The sequence below is a fragment of the Actinacidiphila glaucinigra genome, from assembly GCF_900188405.1.
In the GTDB taxonomy this organism is placed as follows: domain Bacteria; phylum Actinomycetota; class Actinomycetes; order Streptomycetales; family Streptomycetaceae; genus Actinacidiphila; species Actinacidiphila glaucinigra.
The window spans coordinates 490,013-506,346 of record NZ_FZOF01000003.1 but is presented as its reverse complement, the minus strand read 5'-3'; the positions used below and the strand labels follow the sequence as shown (position 1 = coordinate 506,346).

Sequence of the window (16,334 nt, the reverse complement as noted above, 5' to 3'; positions counted from 1 at the left end):
CCCCCAGTCGGTGACTTAGTGAACGGTGGCGTTCACTGTGTACGACACTAGGATGATGGTTGTAGTGAACGCAAGCGTTCACTAGAGAGTGAATGAGAAGGTGGCATGGCCATGTCGCAGGGAGCGGGGACCCGTCGTCGCGGGCCCGTTCTGGAGCGGGCAATCCTCGGGGCCGCCCTGGAGCAGCTGAGCACGGTGGGCTGGCGGGGGCTGACCATGGAGGGCGTCGCCGCCGGCGCCCAGACCGGCAAGGCCGCCGTCTACCGCCGCTGGCCGTCCAAGCAGGCCCTGGTCGCGGACGCCCTGCAGACGGCCTTCCCTGAGGTCCCCGACGTCCCGGACCTGGGCGGGCTGCGGGAGGACCTGGTCTTCCTCGTGCTGCGGATGCGCGAGGCGATGTACTCGCGCGGCGGGCTCGCCCTGCGCTCGGTGATCGACGAGTGCGACCAGGAGGCGGCCCACTGCTTCGTGCGGCTGATCATGGAGGGGGTCGTCGAGCCCACCAAGCAGCGCATCCTGGACGTGGTCCGGCGCGGCATCGGGCGCGGGGAGGTGCGGCCCGACGCCACCGGCGACATCGTCGCCGACGTCGTGCCCGCGCTGATGATGTACCGGTCGAAGATCGGCGGGCGGGAGATCACCGAGGAGGACCTGATCGAGGTCGTCGACCAGGTGATGCTGCCCCTGCTGCGCCCCTGACGCGAGCGCCGGGACCGGCCCCGGCCGTCACCGCCGCCGCCCCGCACCCGCGGCCCCGCACCGGCTGCCCCGACCTGCTCCGGAGCGGCCCAACGCGGGAGCGTAGGCTAAGCCTTGCCATGGTCCACGAACCCCCAACCCACACCGTCGAGCGCTCGCTGCGCGCGACCCTCGGCGCCAAGGTCATCGCGGGCGTCGACGAGGTCGGACGGGGCGCCTGGGCCGGGCCCGTCACGGTGTGCGCCGCCGTCACCGGCCTGCGACGGCCGCCCGACGGCCTCACCGACTCCAAACTGCTCACCGTCAAGCGCCGCAACGAACTCTCCGGTGTGCTCACCGGATGGGTGAACTCCTTCGCGCTCGGCCACGCCTCCCCGGAGGAGATCGACGAGCTCGGGATGACCGCCGCGCTGCGGCTGGCCGCCACGCGCGCCCTGGACCTCCTGCCCGTGCGGCCCGACGCGGTGATACTCGACGGCAAGCACGACTACCTCGGAGGTCCCTGGCGCGTGCGCACGGTCATCAAGGGCGACCGCTCCTGCGTGGCCGTGGCGGCGGCGTCCGTGATCGCCAAGGTGCGGCGGGACGCGATGATGGCGGAACTGGGCGTCGACTATGCTCCGTTCGGCTTCGAGGCCAATGCCGGGTACCCTTCGCCGGTGCACCGGGCGGCACTGGAGGAGCTGGGGCCCACCCCCCTCCACCGGCTGTCCTGGGCATATCTCGATACGCTGCCGCGTTGGCAGCACTTGAAGAAGGTCCGGGAGACCGTGGAGGCGGGGGAGACGGGTGAGCAACTCGGGTTCGATTTCTGAGCCGAGTTGTGACCTACCCGCCGCTGCGTTGTTCCGGTGCATTTGATAGACATCAGCACATGCCTCTCACCCCCGAGGAGCCTCAGATTCACGAGAGTGTCCCGGGTCCCCGCGTAGCCCCGGCCGCCGGCCGGCCCGCGCCGACCCCCCGCCCCGTACCGGGCTCCGGCCCCCGTCCCGCGCCTCCGCGTCCCGCGCCGCCGCGTGGCGCTCCGGCGGCGAACGCCCGTCCCGGCCGTCCTGGTCCGGCTCGCGGGTCCGTCGTACCCCCGCAGCAGCGTTCGCCGCGGGACTCCGAGGCCGAGGCCGCGGCCTCCGTCTCCGCCGACCCGTCGGCGCAGATCCAGCTCATCCCCGCTTCGGTGGACGGCGCCCTGGACGCCGCCGACGAGGCCGTCGACCTGCTGCTGGACAGCGGGCGCGCTCCCGGTGAGGTCCTGGTGCTCACCACCGGCGAGCAGCACCCCTGGGCGGCGCACGAGCTGAGCTTCGGCGAGGCGTCCTACTGGGCCCAGCACGACGCCGGCGACGACGTGTTCTACGCCGCCCACGACGCCGACCGTGCCACGGGCCGGCCCGTGGTGGTCGTGGCCGTCAACGGCGGCTCCGACGAGACCGTGGCGCGTGTCCTGCCCTCCGCGATGGCGAGGGCCGGGAAGCTGCTGGTCGTCTGCGGCGACCAGCAGCGGATCAACGCGCTGCTCGGCGTCAACGCCTGATCACCGCGCCGCCGCGCGGCGCAGGGGCGGCGTCCCGCTGGGACGCAGGCTCGCTGCGCCGCGGCTCGCGGCCGCCGACCAGGAGGTGGCGTTCGGGGTCCGTCCGGTACGGTCCTCGCCCTGCACCCGCCAGCCGTCGTCGGTCACGGTGATGTACGACCCGGGGCGCAGCCCGTACAGCGAGCAGGCGTCCCGCAGCCCCCACATCCAGGCGCCGTCCACCTCGGTCCAGCCCGCTCCGCCGTCACGGCAGACGAGCAGGACCGCGGTGCGCACCGGTCTGCGCCGCCGCAGGTCGTCGGCCGTGATCCGGCGCAGGTGGACGAGGATGGCGTTGCGCCGCTCCCAGCCGTCGACGACGTGGGGGCGCTGCGCGAACGACGCGCTGGCCGTCAGCCGTTCGTCGGGGGAGTAGACCGCGACCACGGCGGTGCCGGGCGCCGGAAGGTGCCGCGTGTGCAGGTCCGTGACCACCTCGCGCGGGTTGATCAGCAGGGGGATGCCCGCGGCGGTCCATTCGGCAGGCTCGAGGGTGCGATGGCGTCCGGCGCGGCGGGAGGCATTCACGGATGCGGTTTCCGGAGCGAAGCCGATGGCCACGGTCCTCCCTTCGGGTATGCGTCCGCGACCGGGCGTGCGCGGGCATGCCGGTCGTGGGGCTCCAAGAGCCGATGCGGGGATCCAGAGTCAATTGTTCCTGTCGCACACGCGGGCGGCAACGGTCATTTCGCCGACCTGTCTGTTATCTGACCCTCCGCCGCTTAGATCCCTTCTCTGTCTCACATGGTGACTACCCATCAGCCTTGCAACGCCAGGACCAGGGGAAACACTGCCGTAACCCCGGCACGGCGCAACAACCGCGCCGCTACGGCCACGGTCCACCCCGTCTCGGTGAAGTCGTCGACCAGCAGGACGGGTCCCGAGGCCGTGGCGAGGGCGTCGGAAAGGGCGGGCGGAAGGGCGAACGCCCCGTGCAGCGCCCGCAGTCGCTGTGCGCTGTTGCTGCGCGGTACCCGCGAGGGCTCCAGGTCACCGCTGTGCGCCACCTCCCCGAGCAGCGGCATGCGGCCGATCTCGGCGATGCGCGCTCCGAGTGACGCGATGAGCTGCGGCCGGGTGTGCGAGGCGATGGTGACGACGCCTGCCGGCCGTTGCGGGGCGTCGGGCTCGCCGCTCGCCCATCCGCCCGGGCCCTTCGCCCAGTCGGCCAGCACCTGCACCACCGCCTGCGCCACATCGTCCGGAACGGGCCCGTCCGCCGCGTTCTCCGCGAACAGCGGGCGGAGCCGGTTGCCCCAGCCGATGTCGGAGAGCCGCCCGAGCGCCCGTCCGGTCGCGGCCTGTTCGCCCGGCGGGATCTTCCCCTTCAGGTCGATGCCGATCGCCGGCAGACCCGTCGGCCACATCCGGCGGGGCTCGACCTCGACCCCGGGCCGTCCGAGAGCGGCCCGCGCCGCCTCCAGGGCCTCGCGGGAGACCTCCGCGGTGAAGCGGGCCCCGGCGCAGTTGTCGCAGCGGCCGCAGGGGGCGGCCTCCTCGTCGTCGAGCTGACGGCGCAGGTACTCCATGCGGCACATCGAGGTCGTGGCGTACTCGCGCATCGCCTGCTGCTCGGTCCTGCGCTGCCGGTCGACCCACGCGTACCGCTCGGTGTCGTACGTCCAGGGCCGGCCCGTCGCCGTCCAGCCACCCCGCACCCGGTGCACGGCGCCGTCCACGTCGAGGACCTTGAGCATCGTCTCCAACCGGTTGCGGCGCAGGTCCACCCGGGTCTCGAGCGCCGGGACCGACATCGGGCCCCCGGCGGCGGCCAGGGTCTCCAGGGTGCGCCGCACCTGCTCCTCGCGGGGGAAGGCGAGCGAGGCGAAGTAGCGCCAGATCGCTTCGTCCTCGGGCCCGGGGAGCAGCAGCACCTCCGCGTGGTCGACACCGCGCCCGGCGCGGCCCACCTGCTGGTAGTAGGCGATGGGGGAGGAGGGAGAGCCCAGGTGCACCACGAAGCCCAGGTCCGGCTTGTCGAAGCCCATGCCGAGCGCCGAGGTGGCGACCAGTGCCTTGACCTCGTTGTTCAGCAGCGCGGCCTCGGCGGCCCGGCGGTCGGCGTCCTCGGTACGCCCCGAGTAGGCGGCGACCCGGTGCCCGCGCTGCCGGAGGAAGGCGGTGACCTCCTCCGCGGCCGCCACGGTCAGGGTGTAGACGATGCCCGAGCCCGGGAGGTCGCCGATGTGGTCGGCGAGCCAGGCGAGCCGGTGGGCGGCGTCGGGCATGCGCAGCACCCCGAGGGACAGGCTCTCTCGCTCCAGCGGCCCGCGCAGCACCAGGGCGCCCTCGTGGTCGCCGGTCCCCAACTGCTCGGCGACGTCGGCCGTCACCCGCGCGTTCGCCGTGGCGGTCGTGGCCAGCACGGGAACGCCCGGGGTGAGATCGGCGAGCATCGTCCGCAACCGGCGGTAGTCGGGCCGGAAGTCGTGGCCCCAGTCGGAGATGCAGTGGGCCTCGTCGACGACGAGCAGACCCGTGGTGAAGGCGAGTTTGGGCAGCACCTGGTCCCGGAAATCGGGGTTGTTGAGCCGCTCCGGGCTCACCAGCAGGACGTCCACCTCCCCCGAGGCGACCTCGGCCTGCACCGTGTCCCATTCCTCGGGGTTGGCCGAGTTGATCGTGCGGGCGCGGATGCCGGCGCGGTCGGCGGCGTCGATCTGGTTCCGCATCAGCGCGAGCAACGGGGAGACGATCACCGTGGGACCGCTGCCCCGCTCGCGGAGCAGCGCGGTGGCCACGAAGTACACGGCCGACTTGCCCCAGCCCGTGCGCTGGACCACCAGGGCCCGGCGGCCGTGTGCGACCAGGGCCTCGACGGCACGCCACTGGTCCTCGCGCAGGCGTGCGGTGCCCGTCGGGTCCCCGACGAGCCGGCTGAGGATCGTGTCGGCGGCTGTGCGCAGTGCGGTGGTCATGCCCCCATGCAACCCGATGGCACCGACACCGCGCCAACCGCACGGAGGCGGCCTGTGGATAACCAGGCGCAGATAATTGCGATGATATGCGCAAGTTATCCACAGGTTTTGGAGGGGTCTGGCGGAGATCCACGGCGTACGGGACCTTCGGATCATGACTCAGCACACCGAATCCCCCCGCCCCTCGGACGACCCGAAGGTCACGCTGCGCAGCCCTGCCGAACTCGCCGCCGCGCTCCCGTACCTGTGCGGTTTCCACCCCGACGACAGCATTCTCATGATCGCGCTGCACGGCGAGCGCGGCCGTTTCGGCGGCCGGGCCAGGCTCGGCATCCCACGGGAGGCCGCGGAGTGGCCCGGCGCCGCCCAGCAGTTGGCGGAGTGCCTGGTGAACGGCAGCGAGCAGCGCGGCTCACGGCCGGACGCGATCGTGCTCTTCCTCGTCCAGGAACCCGCCCCCGGGGAGGACCCCCACCAGGCCATGGAACGCCTGCGCCCGCTGGCGCAGCGGCTGCGGGTCGCCTGCGGCACGCTCGACGTCCCCGTCGTCGAGGCGCTGTGCGTCTCCTCGGGCCGCTGGTGGTCCTACTGCTGCCCGGACTCGGAGCGGTTCCCGCGCGAGGGCATCGGGATCACGCAGTCCGGAGATTCCGTGATGGCCGCGGCGGCCGCCTACGCGGGCCTGCGGATCACCGGCTCCCTCAAGGAGATGGAGGAGCGCCTCACCCCGCCCCCGCCCGGCGCACCGGCGGCCGCCGCCCGTGCGGACGCCCTGGACGCGGCGGCCGCCACCCTCGTCCCGCGCATGCTGGAGCGGGACGACTCCGACGAGGTGCGGCGCACCACCCTGCGGCTGCTGCGGGAGGCGCTCGAGCGCTTCCGGGCCGCCACACCCGTGGGGGAGGGGCCGGAGGCCGACAGCGACGACGACGCGCTGCTGGACGACGACGAGGCCGCCTCGATGATCCTCGGACTGCAGGACCGCGCCACCCGCGACGAGGCGGCCGAGTGGATGGACCCGCCGCACACCGACCCCGCGGTGCGCCTGTGGCGGGCGCTCGCCCGGCGCTGCGTCGAGCCGTACCACGAGCACGCCGCCGCGCCCCTGACCCTCGCCGGCTGGGTCGCCTGGTCCGCCGGGGACGAGGCCACGGCACGCGTGGCCTTCGGCCGCGCCCTGCACCTCGCCCCCGACTACACCTTCGCCCGGCTGCTCCACGCCGCCGTCAACAACGGCCTCTCGCCCGAGCCGCTCCGCCGCTACCTGCGCCGGCAGAGCGTCGCACGTGCCCGCCGGGCAGCGCTGCTCACAGCTCGCCGCGGGCCAGCCGGATCAGCCGGTCGAGGACCCGGCCGCCGCTCACCCGGAGTCCGTCGTGCTCGTACTCGTCGGTGACCCAGGTGCGCAGGCCCCGGACGGAGCGCGCGGTGGCGAGCGAATCGGCCGTGTCCACGTACATGTCGTCGTGGTAGACGGCCGCCGCCACCGGCACCTCGTTCCGCGCCAGCTGGTCCGGGTCGTACAGGTCGGGCCACTCCTCGTGCTGCGCCAGGTGGTGCGCCGTCTCGCGCAGCGGTGCCAGCGCCGGGTCCAGGGCGAACATCCAGGGGTAGATCATCTCGCCGGTCAGCAGCACCGGCGCGTCGTCCGCCAGCGGCTTGTCGACGTCGAACTGCGGGAACTCGGCCCGGACGGACTCGGCGGCCCAGCCGGTGGCCCGCGGCGAGACCGAACGCTGGCCGTAGATCGACTCGTGGAGCACCGCGTAGAGCGGATTGCCGGCGAAGGACAGATGCCCCTGGACCTCGGCGAGGAAGGAGTCGGAGAGCTGGAGGCCGGATCCCCCGGTCACGAAGGCGTCCTCGAGGAGGTAGTGCAGCGTGTGCGAGCCGGTGCCCGTGCCGAGGAGCATCCCGGTGACCTGGAAGGCCTCCGCGGTCAGCAGGCCGCCGCCCGGGAGCCTGACCTCGCGCTCGCGCAGGTGCCGCACGACCGCGCGGACCGTCTCGACGTCCTCGGGGTAACGCGCGTAGTGCGCGGCCGTCTTCCGCTCCACGCGGGGGTAGGCGGCCCGGTAGACGTCCTCGGCGGTGCTGCGCAGGCCGGCGAGCCCGCCGGTCACGAAGGCCTCGCGGACGCCCTCGGGGGCGAAGGACAGGTAGGTGAGCGTGCAGAAGCCGCCGTAGCTCTGGCCGAGCAGGCTCCACCGGCCGTCCTCGCCGAGCAGTTCACGGCGGATGAGTTCGCAGTCGCGGACGATCGAGTCGGCCCGGAAGTGCTCCAGATACCGGGCCTGGGCCGAGGCGTCCCCGCGCAGCGGCAGGGTCTGCCGGTTCGCCGGGGTGGAACGGCCGGTGCCCCGCTGGTCGAGCAGCAGCACCCGGTAGTCGTCCAGGGCCCGGGTGAGCCAGCCGTCGCGGCCCAGCGGCCGCGGCGACCGGCCGCCCGGTCCGCCCTGCAGGAACAGCAGCCAGGGCAGCGGATCTCGTTCCTTTCCGGCGGCCACGACCTCCCGTGCGTACACCTCGATCCGCTCACCGCCCGGGTCCGCGTGGTCGAGCGGCACCTGGAAGGTGTGGTCGGTGATGACGGTTCCCGGCTGGCGGTAGACGGCCATGGCTCTCTTTCCGGTGATACGGACAGCTTCCCGATCAGGAACGGTAGACGGCGCGTGACCCGAGTGCCCACACGGCCGTTCTCGTGGGTAGTGGCGCCAGCGCCCGAGCGACCGATTCGACGTGGAGGTGGCATGAGCCCGCAGCCGGTCAACCGGCCGCCCCGGCAGGACCGGGGGCCGCAGCCGGTGCACGACGCCGTGATGTGCGTCGCGGCCCCGGCCCTCGCGGTCTCGCCGGAGCACGGACAACTGGACGGAAGCGGCCTCGGCGGCTTCTACCAGGGCGGCCGCCGGGTACTGGCCCGCTGCGAGCTGCGCATCGCCGGGGCGCCCCCGGTCCCCGTGCAGGGCGGGCTCGTCACGGCGGGCCGGGCGCGGTTCACCTCCGTCGCCCGCGTCCCCGGCGACACGGCACCCGACCCGGCCCTCACCGTCGAGAGGCTCCGGACCGCCGGGGGCACCGAGCGCATCACGGTCCACAACACCGGATCCCGCGCCCTGCGCATCCCGTTCGAGGTGGCCCTGGCGACCGACCTCGGCGAACTGGCGGCCATCGCGGCCGGATCCTGCGGGCCGGAGCTGCAGTCCAGCGTGTGCGACGCGGGGCTGCTGTGGTCGGCGGAGGGCCTGCGAGCCCGGGTCACCGCCGTGCCGGCACCCGAGAGCGCCCTGGCCTCCGCCGGGTTGCTGTGCTGGGAGCTGGCGCTGCCCGCCGGGGCATCGCGAACGATCGAGCTGCGCGCGACGCTGGAGCCCGCCGTGGCCGGGGTGAACGGCGGATCCGCCCCGGCGGTCCCCGTGCCCTGGTCGGCCCCGGAGATCCGCGGCGGCGACGGCCGGGCGGAGACGCTGCTGCGTGCCGCCCTCGACGATCTTCGGGCGCTGCTGCTGCGCGACCCCGAGCACCCCCTGGACGTCCATGTGGCGGCCGGCGCCCCGTGGCGGCTCGGTCCCGCCCCGGCGGATGCCCTGTGGGCGGCTCGCATGCTGCTGCCGCTGGGCACCCGCCTGGCGGCCGGCACGCTACGGGCGTTCGCCCGGCGCCAGGACCCGGAGACCGGCGGCCTGCCGGGCCCGCTGCGCCATGCCGGTCCGCATCTGCCGCCCACCTGCTCCGGAGTGGAGGCGGGGCTGCTCTTCGTCACGCTGCTCGCCGAGGCCCGCCGGTGGGGGCTTCCGGAGCGGGAGACCGAACAACTGCTGCCGGCCGTCGAGCGCGGTCTGCGGTGGCTGCGGTCCGTCGCGGGCGAGGGCGGATACGTCCCCGATCCCGTGCCGGGCGGTCCCCTGCGCTGTGACGTACAGGCCCACGCGCACCGGGCCATGCTGCACGGCGCCGATCTGCTCCAGGCCCACGGACGCCCCGGCGCGGAGGAGTGGCGGGAGCGGGCCGAGGCGCTGCGCCGGAGGTTCCGGGAGGACTTCTGGCTGGACGACCCGGCCGGCGGGAGCCCGGCCGCCGCGCTGACCCCCGACGGCAGACCGGTGCCCCACCTGGGATCGGCCGCCGCTCACCTTCTCGACACCGGCTTGGCGGGCGGCTGCGAGTTCGCCCCCGGCCTGCTGGACAAGGTGCAGACGGAACAGCTCGCCCGTCTCCTGGCCGCTCCGGAGCTCGACTCGGGATGGGGGCTGCGGACCCTGTCCGCCAAGGCCCCCGGTTACAACCCCTTCGGCCACCGCGGGGGTGCGGTACGGGTCCACGAGACGGCCGTCGCGGTCGCCGGGCTGGCGGCGGCCGGCCACGAGCGCGAGGCCATGACGCTGCTCCTCGGCGTGCTGGACGCGGCAGGTGCGTTCGGGCACCGGCTGCCCGAGATGTACGCGGGGGAGCAGCGGGACGAGTCCCGCCGTCCCGCCCCGCACCCAACGGCGTCACGACCCGCCGCGGTGGCCGCCGCAGGCGCCGTGCACATGCTGCTGGCCCTCGCCGGGATCCGCCCCGACGCCCCCGAACGCATGGTGGCCGTGCGCCCGCCGGCCGCCTCTCCGCTCGGAGATCTCGACCTCGCCGGGCTGCGGGTGGCCGAGGAGCCCTTCGCGCTGCGGATCGGCGCGTCCGGTACGGCGGTGATCGAGGAGGCGGCTCCCGGACTCCAACTCGGTGCCTGAACCGGCGGGCGGCAGTCGGCGCCGGGCGGCGCCGTGACGTCGAACAACAGGCCGACGGCGCGTTGCGTCATCCCGTCAACCTGCTGTTTATCGTCAGGCAGACGACTATGATCGCGGGCATGGCGCCCTACGACCCGTCAGCTTTCCCGCCCTTCGCCGTCACTGTCGATCTCGTCGTGCTCACAGTGCGCAGCCACGCCCTGTGTGCCCTCGCGGTCCGCCGCGGTGAACCGCCCTACCAGGGCCGGTGGGCGCTGCCCGGCGGCTTCGTGCGCGGCGACGAGGACCTCTCAGGGGCGGCCGCCCGCGAACTGGAGGAGGAGACCGGACTGCGCGCGGGCAGCGGAGTCCACCTAGAGCAGCTGGCCACCTACGGCGATCCCAAGCGCGACCCGCGTATGCGGGTGGTGAGCGTCGCCCACCTCGTGCTCGCCCCGGACCTGCCCGCGCCCCGTGCCGGGGGCGACGCGCGCAGTGCCCGCTGGGCCCCGGTCGAGGAGCTGCTGCGCAACGGCGAGGAGGGCGCCCTCGCCTTCGACCACGCGCGCATCCTGGCCGACGGCGTGGAGCGCGCCCGTTCCAAGCTCGAGTACTCGGCACTGGCCACGGCCTTCTGCCCGCCCGAGTTCACCGTCGGCGAGCTGCGCCGGGTCTACGAGGCGGTGTGGGGCGTCGCCCTGGACCCGCGCAACTTCCACCGCAAGGTGACGGGGACGGTCGGCTTCCTCGTCCCCACCGGTGGCACGACGACCCGTCAGGGCGGGCGTCCCGCACAGCTGTTCCGCGCGGGTGGTGCAACCATCCTGAATCCGCCCATGTTGCGACCAGAGGTGTAAATTCCGGGCCATTTGCGCGTTATGGTGCAAGGGTGATCCAGGCCATCGGATTGACCAGTGCGTCCCGGGGCGATGAGCCCCCTGCCGTCGACGACCTCACCTTCGACGCCCGCTCCGGCGAGATCACCGTCCTGCTCGGCGACAGCGGCGCCGGCAAGTCCACCGTCCTGCGGATGATGCTCGAACTCGAACCGGGCCGCGGCATCACGCTCTTCGGCGGGCGCCCCCTGCACCGCCACACCCATCCCGCCAACGCGGTGGGCGTGCTCCTCGGCGACGTCCCCGGCCACCCCTCCCGGACGGCGCGCGGGCACCTGCGCATGCTCGCCGCCGCGGCCGGGGCCCCGGCCGAACGCGCCGACCAGGTCCTGGAGATCGTGGGCCTGCGCGAGACCGCAGGACGCCGTCTGTCGACCTTCTCCCTCGGCATGGACCGCCGCCTCGGTGTCGCCGCGGCGCTGCTCGGGGACCCGCCCGCGCTGCTCCTGGACGACCCCGCCCAGGGACTCTCCCCGCACGACACCGCGTGGTTGTACGGCCTGCTGAAGGCGTACGCGGCGCGCGGCGGCGCGGTCGTGGTCACCTGCGCCGACGCCAAGGCGGCGGGCCGGCTCGGTGATCGCGTCGTCACCCTGGACAGGGGCAGGCTCGTCGCCGACCAGTCCGCCCACGAGTTCGGCCGGCGCCGTCTGCGCCCGTACGTGGCCGTCCAGTCCCCTCAGGCCGAGCGCCTGGGTCTGCTGCTGACCGGCGACGGGACCGAGATCACCCACGAGAGCGGCAGCCGCATCCGCGTGCACGGCGCGACCACCGCCCAGGTCGGTGAAGCCGCCTTCCGGAACGGCATCCTCCTGCACCGCCTCGCGGACGAGGTCGCCGACACCGGTGTCCCGGAGGCCCCCCACAGCGAGCGGTCCACCGTGCCCCTGGCGGCCGAACGCGCCGCCGTGCCGCCCGCCGGACCCGCCCGGCCCGTCCGCTACGAACTGCGCCGCCTCACGGGCGTCCGCGGCCCCTGGCTGATCGCGCTCGTCTCCGTCCTGGCCTCGGGCCTGGCCACCCTGGTGCTGCTGCGCACCGGGCAGCACGCCTTCTCCCTGCGCCTGCTGACCGGCTGGTCGCACTCCCTGCCCCTGCCGGCCGCCGCGTTGGGCGGCGGGTTCCTCGGCGCCCTTGCCTACGGCCAGGAGTTCCGCTACCCCGCGCTGGCCCCCGCGCACGCGCCCGTGCCCCGCCAGCTGCGTCTGCTGATGGTCAAGCTCGCCGTCAACGGGGCCGCGGCGGTGCTGATCGCCCTCCTGGGGGCGGCTGTCGGCCTCGTCGCGCTGCGCCTCGAACTCGGGGCGGGCGGACTGCCCTCGCCGTTCGCGCTGGCCTCCACCGCGGCGGCCTCGGCCGCCCTCGCGCTCGTCTGCTGCTGGGCCGGGGTGCTGGCGGCCGGGGTGTTCCGCACCACGGCGCTCGGTCTGGCCGGCGTCCTCGCGGTTCCGCTGCTGGTGGCGCCGGTGGTGCGGCGCGCGGCTTCGGCCCCGGCGATCGACATGGCCCGGCTGGCGACCCAACCGGTCCGCTATTCCTTCGTTTTGTCGCTCTTCGCTCTCTTGTGTGCCTATGTGGCAACGGTCTTGCGCCGGAGAAACCCCATTTCCTTCCGATAAAGCGTCAATTATCAGGTGATGAGTGCTCACCCTTTCGTGTGCTTTTCAGGAAAGCCCTCAAGGCTTCCCGCGCCATCGCCGACAAATGATGCGTGAGTACCCTTGCGCACACCATGATGACCGCGGCCCGCCCCGCCGACCCGAGTCTCGGCGGCGGGGACATCGACCGCTATCCGTACGCCGACGCACCCGCCGGCCTCGACCGCCCGGGCGGTGCACCGTCCTGGGACGGCGGCGACGCCGACATGGGCCGGGTCGGCCGTCGGCCCGCCGGGAGCCGTGGCCGCGGGCTGCACGGCCAACTCGTCCAGCAACTCGGCCAGATGATCGTCTCCGGCGATCTCGGGGCCGACCGCCCGCTCGTCCCCGAGGAGATCGGCCAGCGCTTCGAGGTCTCCCGCACCGTCGTCCGCGAGTCGCTGCGGGTGCTGGAGGCCAAGGGCCTCGTCAGCGCCCGGCCCAACGTCGGCACCCGGGTCCGCCCGGTCAGCGACTGGAACCTGCTCGACCCCGACATCATCGAATGGCGGGCCTTCGGCCCGCAGCGCGACGACCAGCGTCGCGAGCTGTTCGAACTGCGCTGGACGATCGAGCCCCTCGCCGCCCGCCTCGCGGCGGGTCACGGCCGCGAGGACGTCCAGCAGCGGCTCGTCGACATGACCGACATCATGACCCACGCCGTGGGCCAGGGTGACGGCCTCACCTTCTCCCGGGCGGACGCCGAGTTCCACGCCCTGCTGCTGCAGGTCGCGGGCAACCGGATGCTGGAGCACCTGTCCGGCATCGTCACCTCCGCCCTGCAGGTCTCCGGCGGCCCCGTCACCGGCTGCGAGCGCCCCGGTGAACACTCGGTGGCCCTGCACACGCGGGTCGTCGAGGCGCTGGCCGCCTCCGACGGTGCCGAGGCGGAGACCGCGATGCGTCAGCTCCTCGCCGTGCACGCCGACACCGGTCCCGGCGGCTCGCCGGACCACGTCGTCCCCGCCCCGCGCGAGCACTGACCGGTCCCGCACGGCACGAGACGGCACCGACTTCCGCCGCCGGCCCACACCCTCCGGGCCCGGCGGCGGAGCCGTCCGCCATGTTTGACGCACGCTTCCGACCGGGCATGGTCGAGGCGTGCACGGGGAGTGTCCCGCTATCGACGGTTTGGCGCCGATCCGGGGTGTGACTCGGACCACGTACGGACGGGCGTAACGCTCTCGGCGGCAGCGCGATGAGCATAGAGGTGGCGGCCGTGCGAGGAATATCCGCGACGAACATGACGCTGAGTTGCCGAGCGGGTCCCACCGTAGTCGTTTTCCATCGTTCCGAGAGGTTGTTCGTGTCGGCCAGCACATCCCGTACGCTCCCGCCGGAGATCGCCGAGTCCGAGTCTCTGATGGCGCTCATCGAGCGGGGTAAGGCTCAGGGTCAGATCGCCGGCGACGACGTGCGCCGAGCCTTCGAAGCGGACCAGATCCCGGCAACCCAGTGGAAGAACGTTCTGCGCAGCCTCAACCAGGTCCTCGACGAGGAGGGTGTGACGCTGATGGTGAGTGCCGCCGAGGCGCCCAAGCGCACCCGTAAGAGCGTCGCAGCCAAGAGCCCGGCGAAGCGTACTGCCACCAAGACCGTCGCCACCAAGGCCGCTCCGGTCAAGAAGACCGTCGCCGCCAAGGCCGCCGCGGCCCCCGCCCCCACCGTGGCGGAGCCCGTGTCGGAGTCGGAGGACGAGGCCGTGGCACCCGCGAAGAAGGCCGTCGCCAAGAAGACTGCGGCGAAGAAGACCACCGCGACCGCCAAGAAGACCGCCGCCAAGAAGACCACCGCCACCAAGGGCAAGGACGAACTCGCCGAGGGCGAGGAGCTCCTCGAGGACGCCGCCCCCGGCAAGGACGAGGACGGCCCCGCCGCCGAGACCGAGGCGGAGAGCTTCGTCCTGTCCGACGAGGACGAGGACGACGCGCCCGCGCAGCAGGTCGCCGCGGCCGGCGCCACCGCCGACCCGGTGAAGGACTACCTCAAGCAGATCGGCAAGGTCCCGCTGCTCAACGCCGAGCAGGAGGTGGAGCTCGCCAAGCGCATCGAGGCCGGTCTGTTCGCCGAGGACAAGCTGGCCCAGGCCGACAAGCTCGCCCCCAAGCTCAAGCGCGAGCTGGAGATCATCGCCGAGGACGGCCGCTGGGCCAAGAACCACCTCCTGGAGGCCAACCTCCGCCTGGTGGTCTCGCTGGCCAAGCGCTACACCGGCCGCGGCATGCTCTTCCTGGACCTGATCCAGGAGGGCAACCTCGGTCTGATCCGTGCCGTCGAGAAGTTCGACTACACCAAGGGCTTCAAGTTCTCGACCTACGCGACCTGGTGGATCCGCCAGGCGATCACCCGCGCGATGGCCGACCAGGCCCGCACCATCCGCATCCCGGTGCACATGGTCGAGGTCATCAACAAGCTGGCCCGCGTCCAGCGCCAGATGCTCCAGGACCTGGGCCGCGAGCCCACCCCGGAGGAGCTGGCCAAGGAACTCGACATGACCCCCGAGAAGGTCATCGAGGTCCAGAAGTACGGCCGCGAGCCCATCTCGCTGCACACCCCGCTCGGCGAGGACGGCGACAGCGAGTTCGGTGACCTCATCGAGGACTCCGAGGCGGTCGTGCCGGCCGACGCGGTCAGCTTCACGCTGCTGCAGGAGCAGCTGCACTCGGTGCTCGACACGCTCAGTGAGCGCGAGGCGGGCGTGGTCTCCATGCGCTTCGGCCTCACCGACGGCCAGCCGAAGACGCTGGACGAGATCGGCAAGGTGTACGGGGTCACCCGTGAGCGCATCCGCCAGATCGAGTCCAAGACCATGTCCAAGCTGCGTCACCCGTCGCGTTCCCAGGTGCTGCGCGACTACCTGGACTGATCAGGCAGGACGCCCCGACGGGCCCGCGACCGCCACGGCGGCCGCGGGCCCGTCGGCATTTCCGGACAGTTCTCCGGATGCGGCCCCGGTCACGTCAGGTCACTGTGGGTGCTCAGGGCATTCCGGACGGTGAGGAGAATGCATGCGTTCCTCGATCCGCACGCTGATCGGCGGACTCATAGCCGGGTCCGCGCTCGCGCTGTCGCTACCGGCTTCCGCCACCGCCGCCGCGGTGGAGTACGCCCCCGGCGCCCCGGGCGCCGACAACGGTGTCATAGGGGGCACGCCGGTCACCACGGAGCAGTACCCGTGGGCGGTGGTCCTGTCGAGCCGGTCCCGCTACGGAACGGGCCGCTCGGGGCAGTTCTGCGGTGGAGCGCTGGTCGGGCCGAACACCGTGGTCAGTGCGGCGCACTGCTTCAGCCCGACCGCACTGGGCGGGGACTGGAACCAAGTGCCCGACCTGCGCATCATCGCCGGGCGGACGGACCTGGCCGGCTCCGCCGGCAGGGAGGTGGCGGTCCGCAAGGTCTGGGTCAACCCCGCGTACGACCCCACGACGAACAGCGGTGACGTGGCCGTCGTCACGACCGCGGAGCCGTTCCCCGTGGGAAGCGCGATACGCATGGCGGCACCGGGGGACGTGAACCCCTACGAGGCGGGCACGCCGGCACAGGTGCTCGGCTGGGGGGACACGGCGGGCCTGGGGACCTACTCGAACGTCCTGATGGCCGCGAACGTCTCGGTGCTCGCCGACTCGGTCTGTGAGCAGGCGTATCCAGGCAGTACGGAAGGCAAGTACCAGAGGAGCGGCATGGTCTGCGCCGGCGACCTGGCCGGCGGGCACGACTCGTGCCAGGGGGACAGCGGCGGTCCGCTGGTGGCGGAGGGGCGGCTGATAGGGCTTGTGTCCTGGGGCGCGGGATGCGCCCAGGCGGGACATCCCGGTGTGTACACCCGGGTCTCGGCGGTGGCGGGACTGGTCGGCCAGCACGCTTCGTGACGCGCGGCGGACAAGCCGACGGGCGGCCTCCCT

General features: G+C 73.2%; 13 protein-coding genes. 10 read left to right on the top strand and 3 right to left on the bottom strand.

What is annotated here, in order from left to right:
• Window positions 1-105: 105 nt before the first annotated feature.
• From CHF15_RS08925 to CHF15_RS08915, 3 genes are all read left to right on the top strand, one after another.
• Entirely contained in the window at window positions 106-699 is a 594-nt protein-coding gene (locus CHF15_RS08925) for a TetR/AcrR family transcriptional regulator (RefSeq protein WP_089223097.1), read from the top strand.
• A 119-nt stretch (window positions 700-818) separates the two neighbouring features.
• Entirely contained in the window at window positions 819-1,514 is a 696-nt protein-coding gene (locus tag CHF15_RS08920; RefSeq protein ID WP_089223096.1) for a ribonuclease HII, read from the top strand.
• Window positions 1,515-1,573: 59 nt separating this feature from the next.
• Window positions 1,574-2,233, top strand: a complete 660-nt coding sequence (locus CHF15_RS08915) for a hypothetical protein (protein ID WP_089223095.1) — start codon at window positions 1,574-1,576, stop codon at window positions 2,231-2,233.
• Here CHF15_RS08915 and CHF15_RS08910 read toward each other — a convergent pair whose 3' ends face one another.
• Both CHF15_RS08910 and CHF15_RS08905 read right to left on the bottom strand, forming a co-directional pair.
• Entirely contained in the window at window positions 2,234-2,833 is a 600-nt protein-coding gene (locus tag CHF15_RS08910; RefSeq protein ID WP_089223094.1) for a hypothetical protein, read from the bottom strand.
• Between the two features lie 197 nt (window positions 2,834-3,030).
• Window positions 3,031-5,190 (bottom strand): RecQ family ATP-dependent DNA helicase, encoded by a 2,160-nt coding sequence (locus tag CHF15_RS08905; RefSeq protein ID WP_089223093.1) that lies wholly within the window; start codon window positions 5,188-5,190, stop codon window positions 3,031-3,033.
• Window positions 5,191-5,344: 154 nt separating this feature from the next.
• On the opposite strand from CHF15_RS08905, the gene CHF15_RS08900 reads away from it, so the two are divergent.
• The gene (locus tag CHF15_RS08900; protein ID WP_089223092.1) at window positions 5,345-6,586 is read left to right on the top strand and encodes a DUF4192 domain-containing protein; all 1,242 of its coding nucleotides are present in this window, start codon (window positions 5,345-5,347) and stop codon (window positions 6,584-6,586) included.
• Here CHF15_RS08900 and CHF15_RS08895 read toward each other — a convergent pair.
• The gene (locus tag CHF15_RS08895; protein ID WP_089223091.1) at window positions 6,498-7,808 is read right to left on the bottom strand and encodes an alpha/beta fold hydrolase; all 1,311 of its coding nucleotides are present in this window, start codon (window positions 7,806-7,808) and stop codon (window positions 6,498-6,500) included. The two genes, CHF15_RS08900 and CHF15_RS08895, sit on opposite strands and share 89 nt — an antisense overlap.
• A 132-nt stretch (window positions 7,809-7,940) precedes the next feature.
• On the opposite strand from CHF15_RS08895, the gene CHF15_RS08890 reads away from it, so the two are divergent.
• The 6 genes from CHF15_RS08890 (at window position 7,941) to CHF15_RS08865 (ending at window position 16,301) form a co-directional block, all read left to right on the top strand.
• Window positions 7,941-9,920: a glycogen debranching N-terminal domain-containing protein gene (locus CHF15_RS08890; protein ID WP_089223090.1), complete on the top strand. Its 1,980-nt coding sequence runs from the start codon at window positions 7,941-7,943 to the stop codon at window positions 9,918-9,920.
• Between the two features lie 107 nt (window positions 9,921-10,027).
• Window positions 10,028-10,756, top strand: coding sequence for an NUDIX hydrolase (locus tag CHF15_RS08885; protein WP_089223089.1), 729 nt, complete (start codon window positions 10,028-10,030; stop codon window positions 10,754-10,756).
• Window positions 10,757-10,788: 32 nt separating this feature from the next.
• Window positions 10,789-12,414 (top strand): ATP-binding cassette domain-containing protein, encoded by a 1,626-nt coding sequence (locus tag CHF15_RS08880; RefSeq protein ID WP_089223088.1) that lies wholly within the window; start codon window positions 10,789-10,791, stop codon window positions 12,412-12,414.
• A 92-nt stretch (window positions 12,415-12,506) separates the two neighbouring features.
• Window positions 12,507-13,415, top strand: coding sequence for a FadR/GntR family transcriptional regulator (locus CHF15_RS08875; protein WP_089223087.1), 909 nt, complete (start codon window positions 12,507-12,509; stop codon window positions 13,413-13,415).
• A 323-nt stretch (window positions 13,416-13,738) separates the two neighbouring features.
• Window positions 13,739-15,298: an RNA polymerase sigma factor gene (locus CHF15_RS08870; protein WP_265737390.1), complete on the top strand. Its 1,560-nt coding sequence runs from the start codon at window positions 13,739-13,741 to the stop codon at window positions 15,296-15,298.
• Window positions 15,299-15,440: 142 nt separating this feature from the next.
• Entirely contained in the window at window positions 15,441-16,301 is an 861-nt protein-coding gene (locus CHF15_RS08865) for a S1 family serine peptidase (RefSeq protein WP_089223085.1), read from the top strand.
• Window positions 16,302-16,334 lie beyond the last annotated feature (33 nt).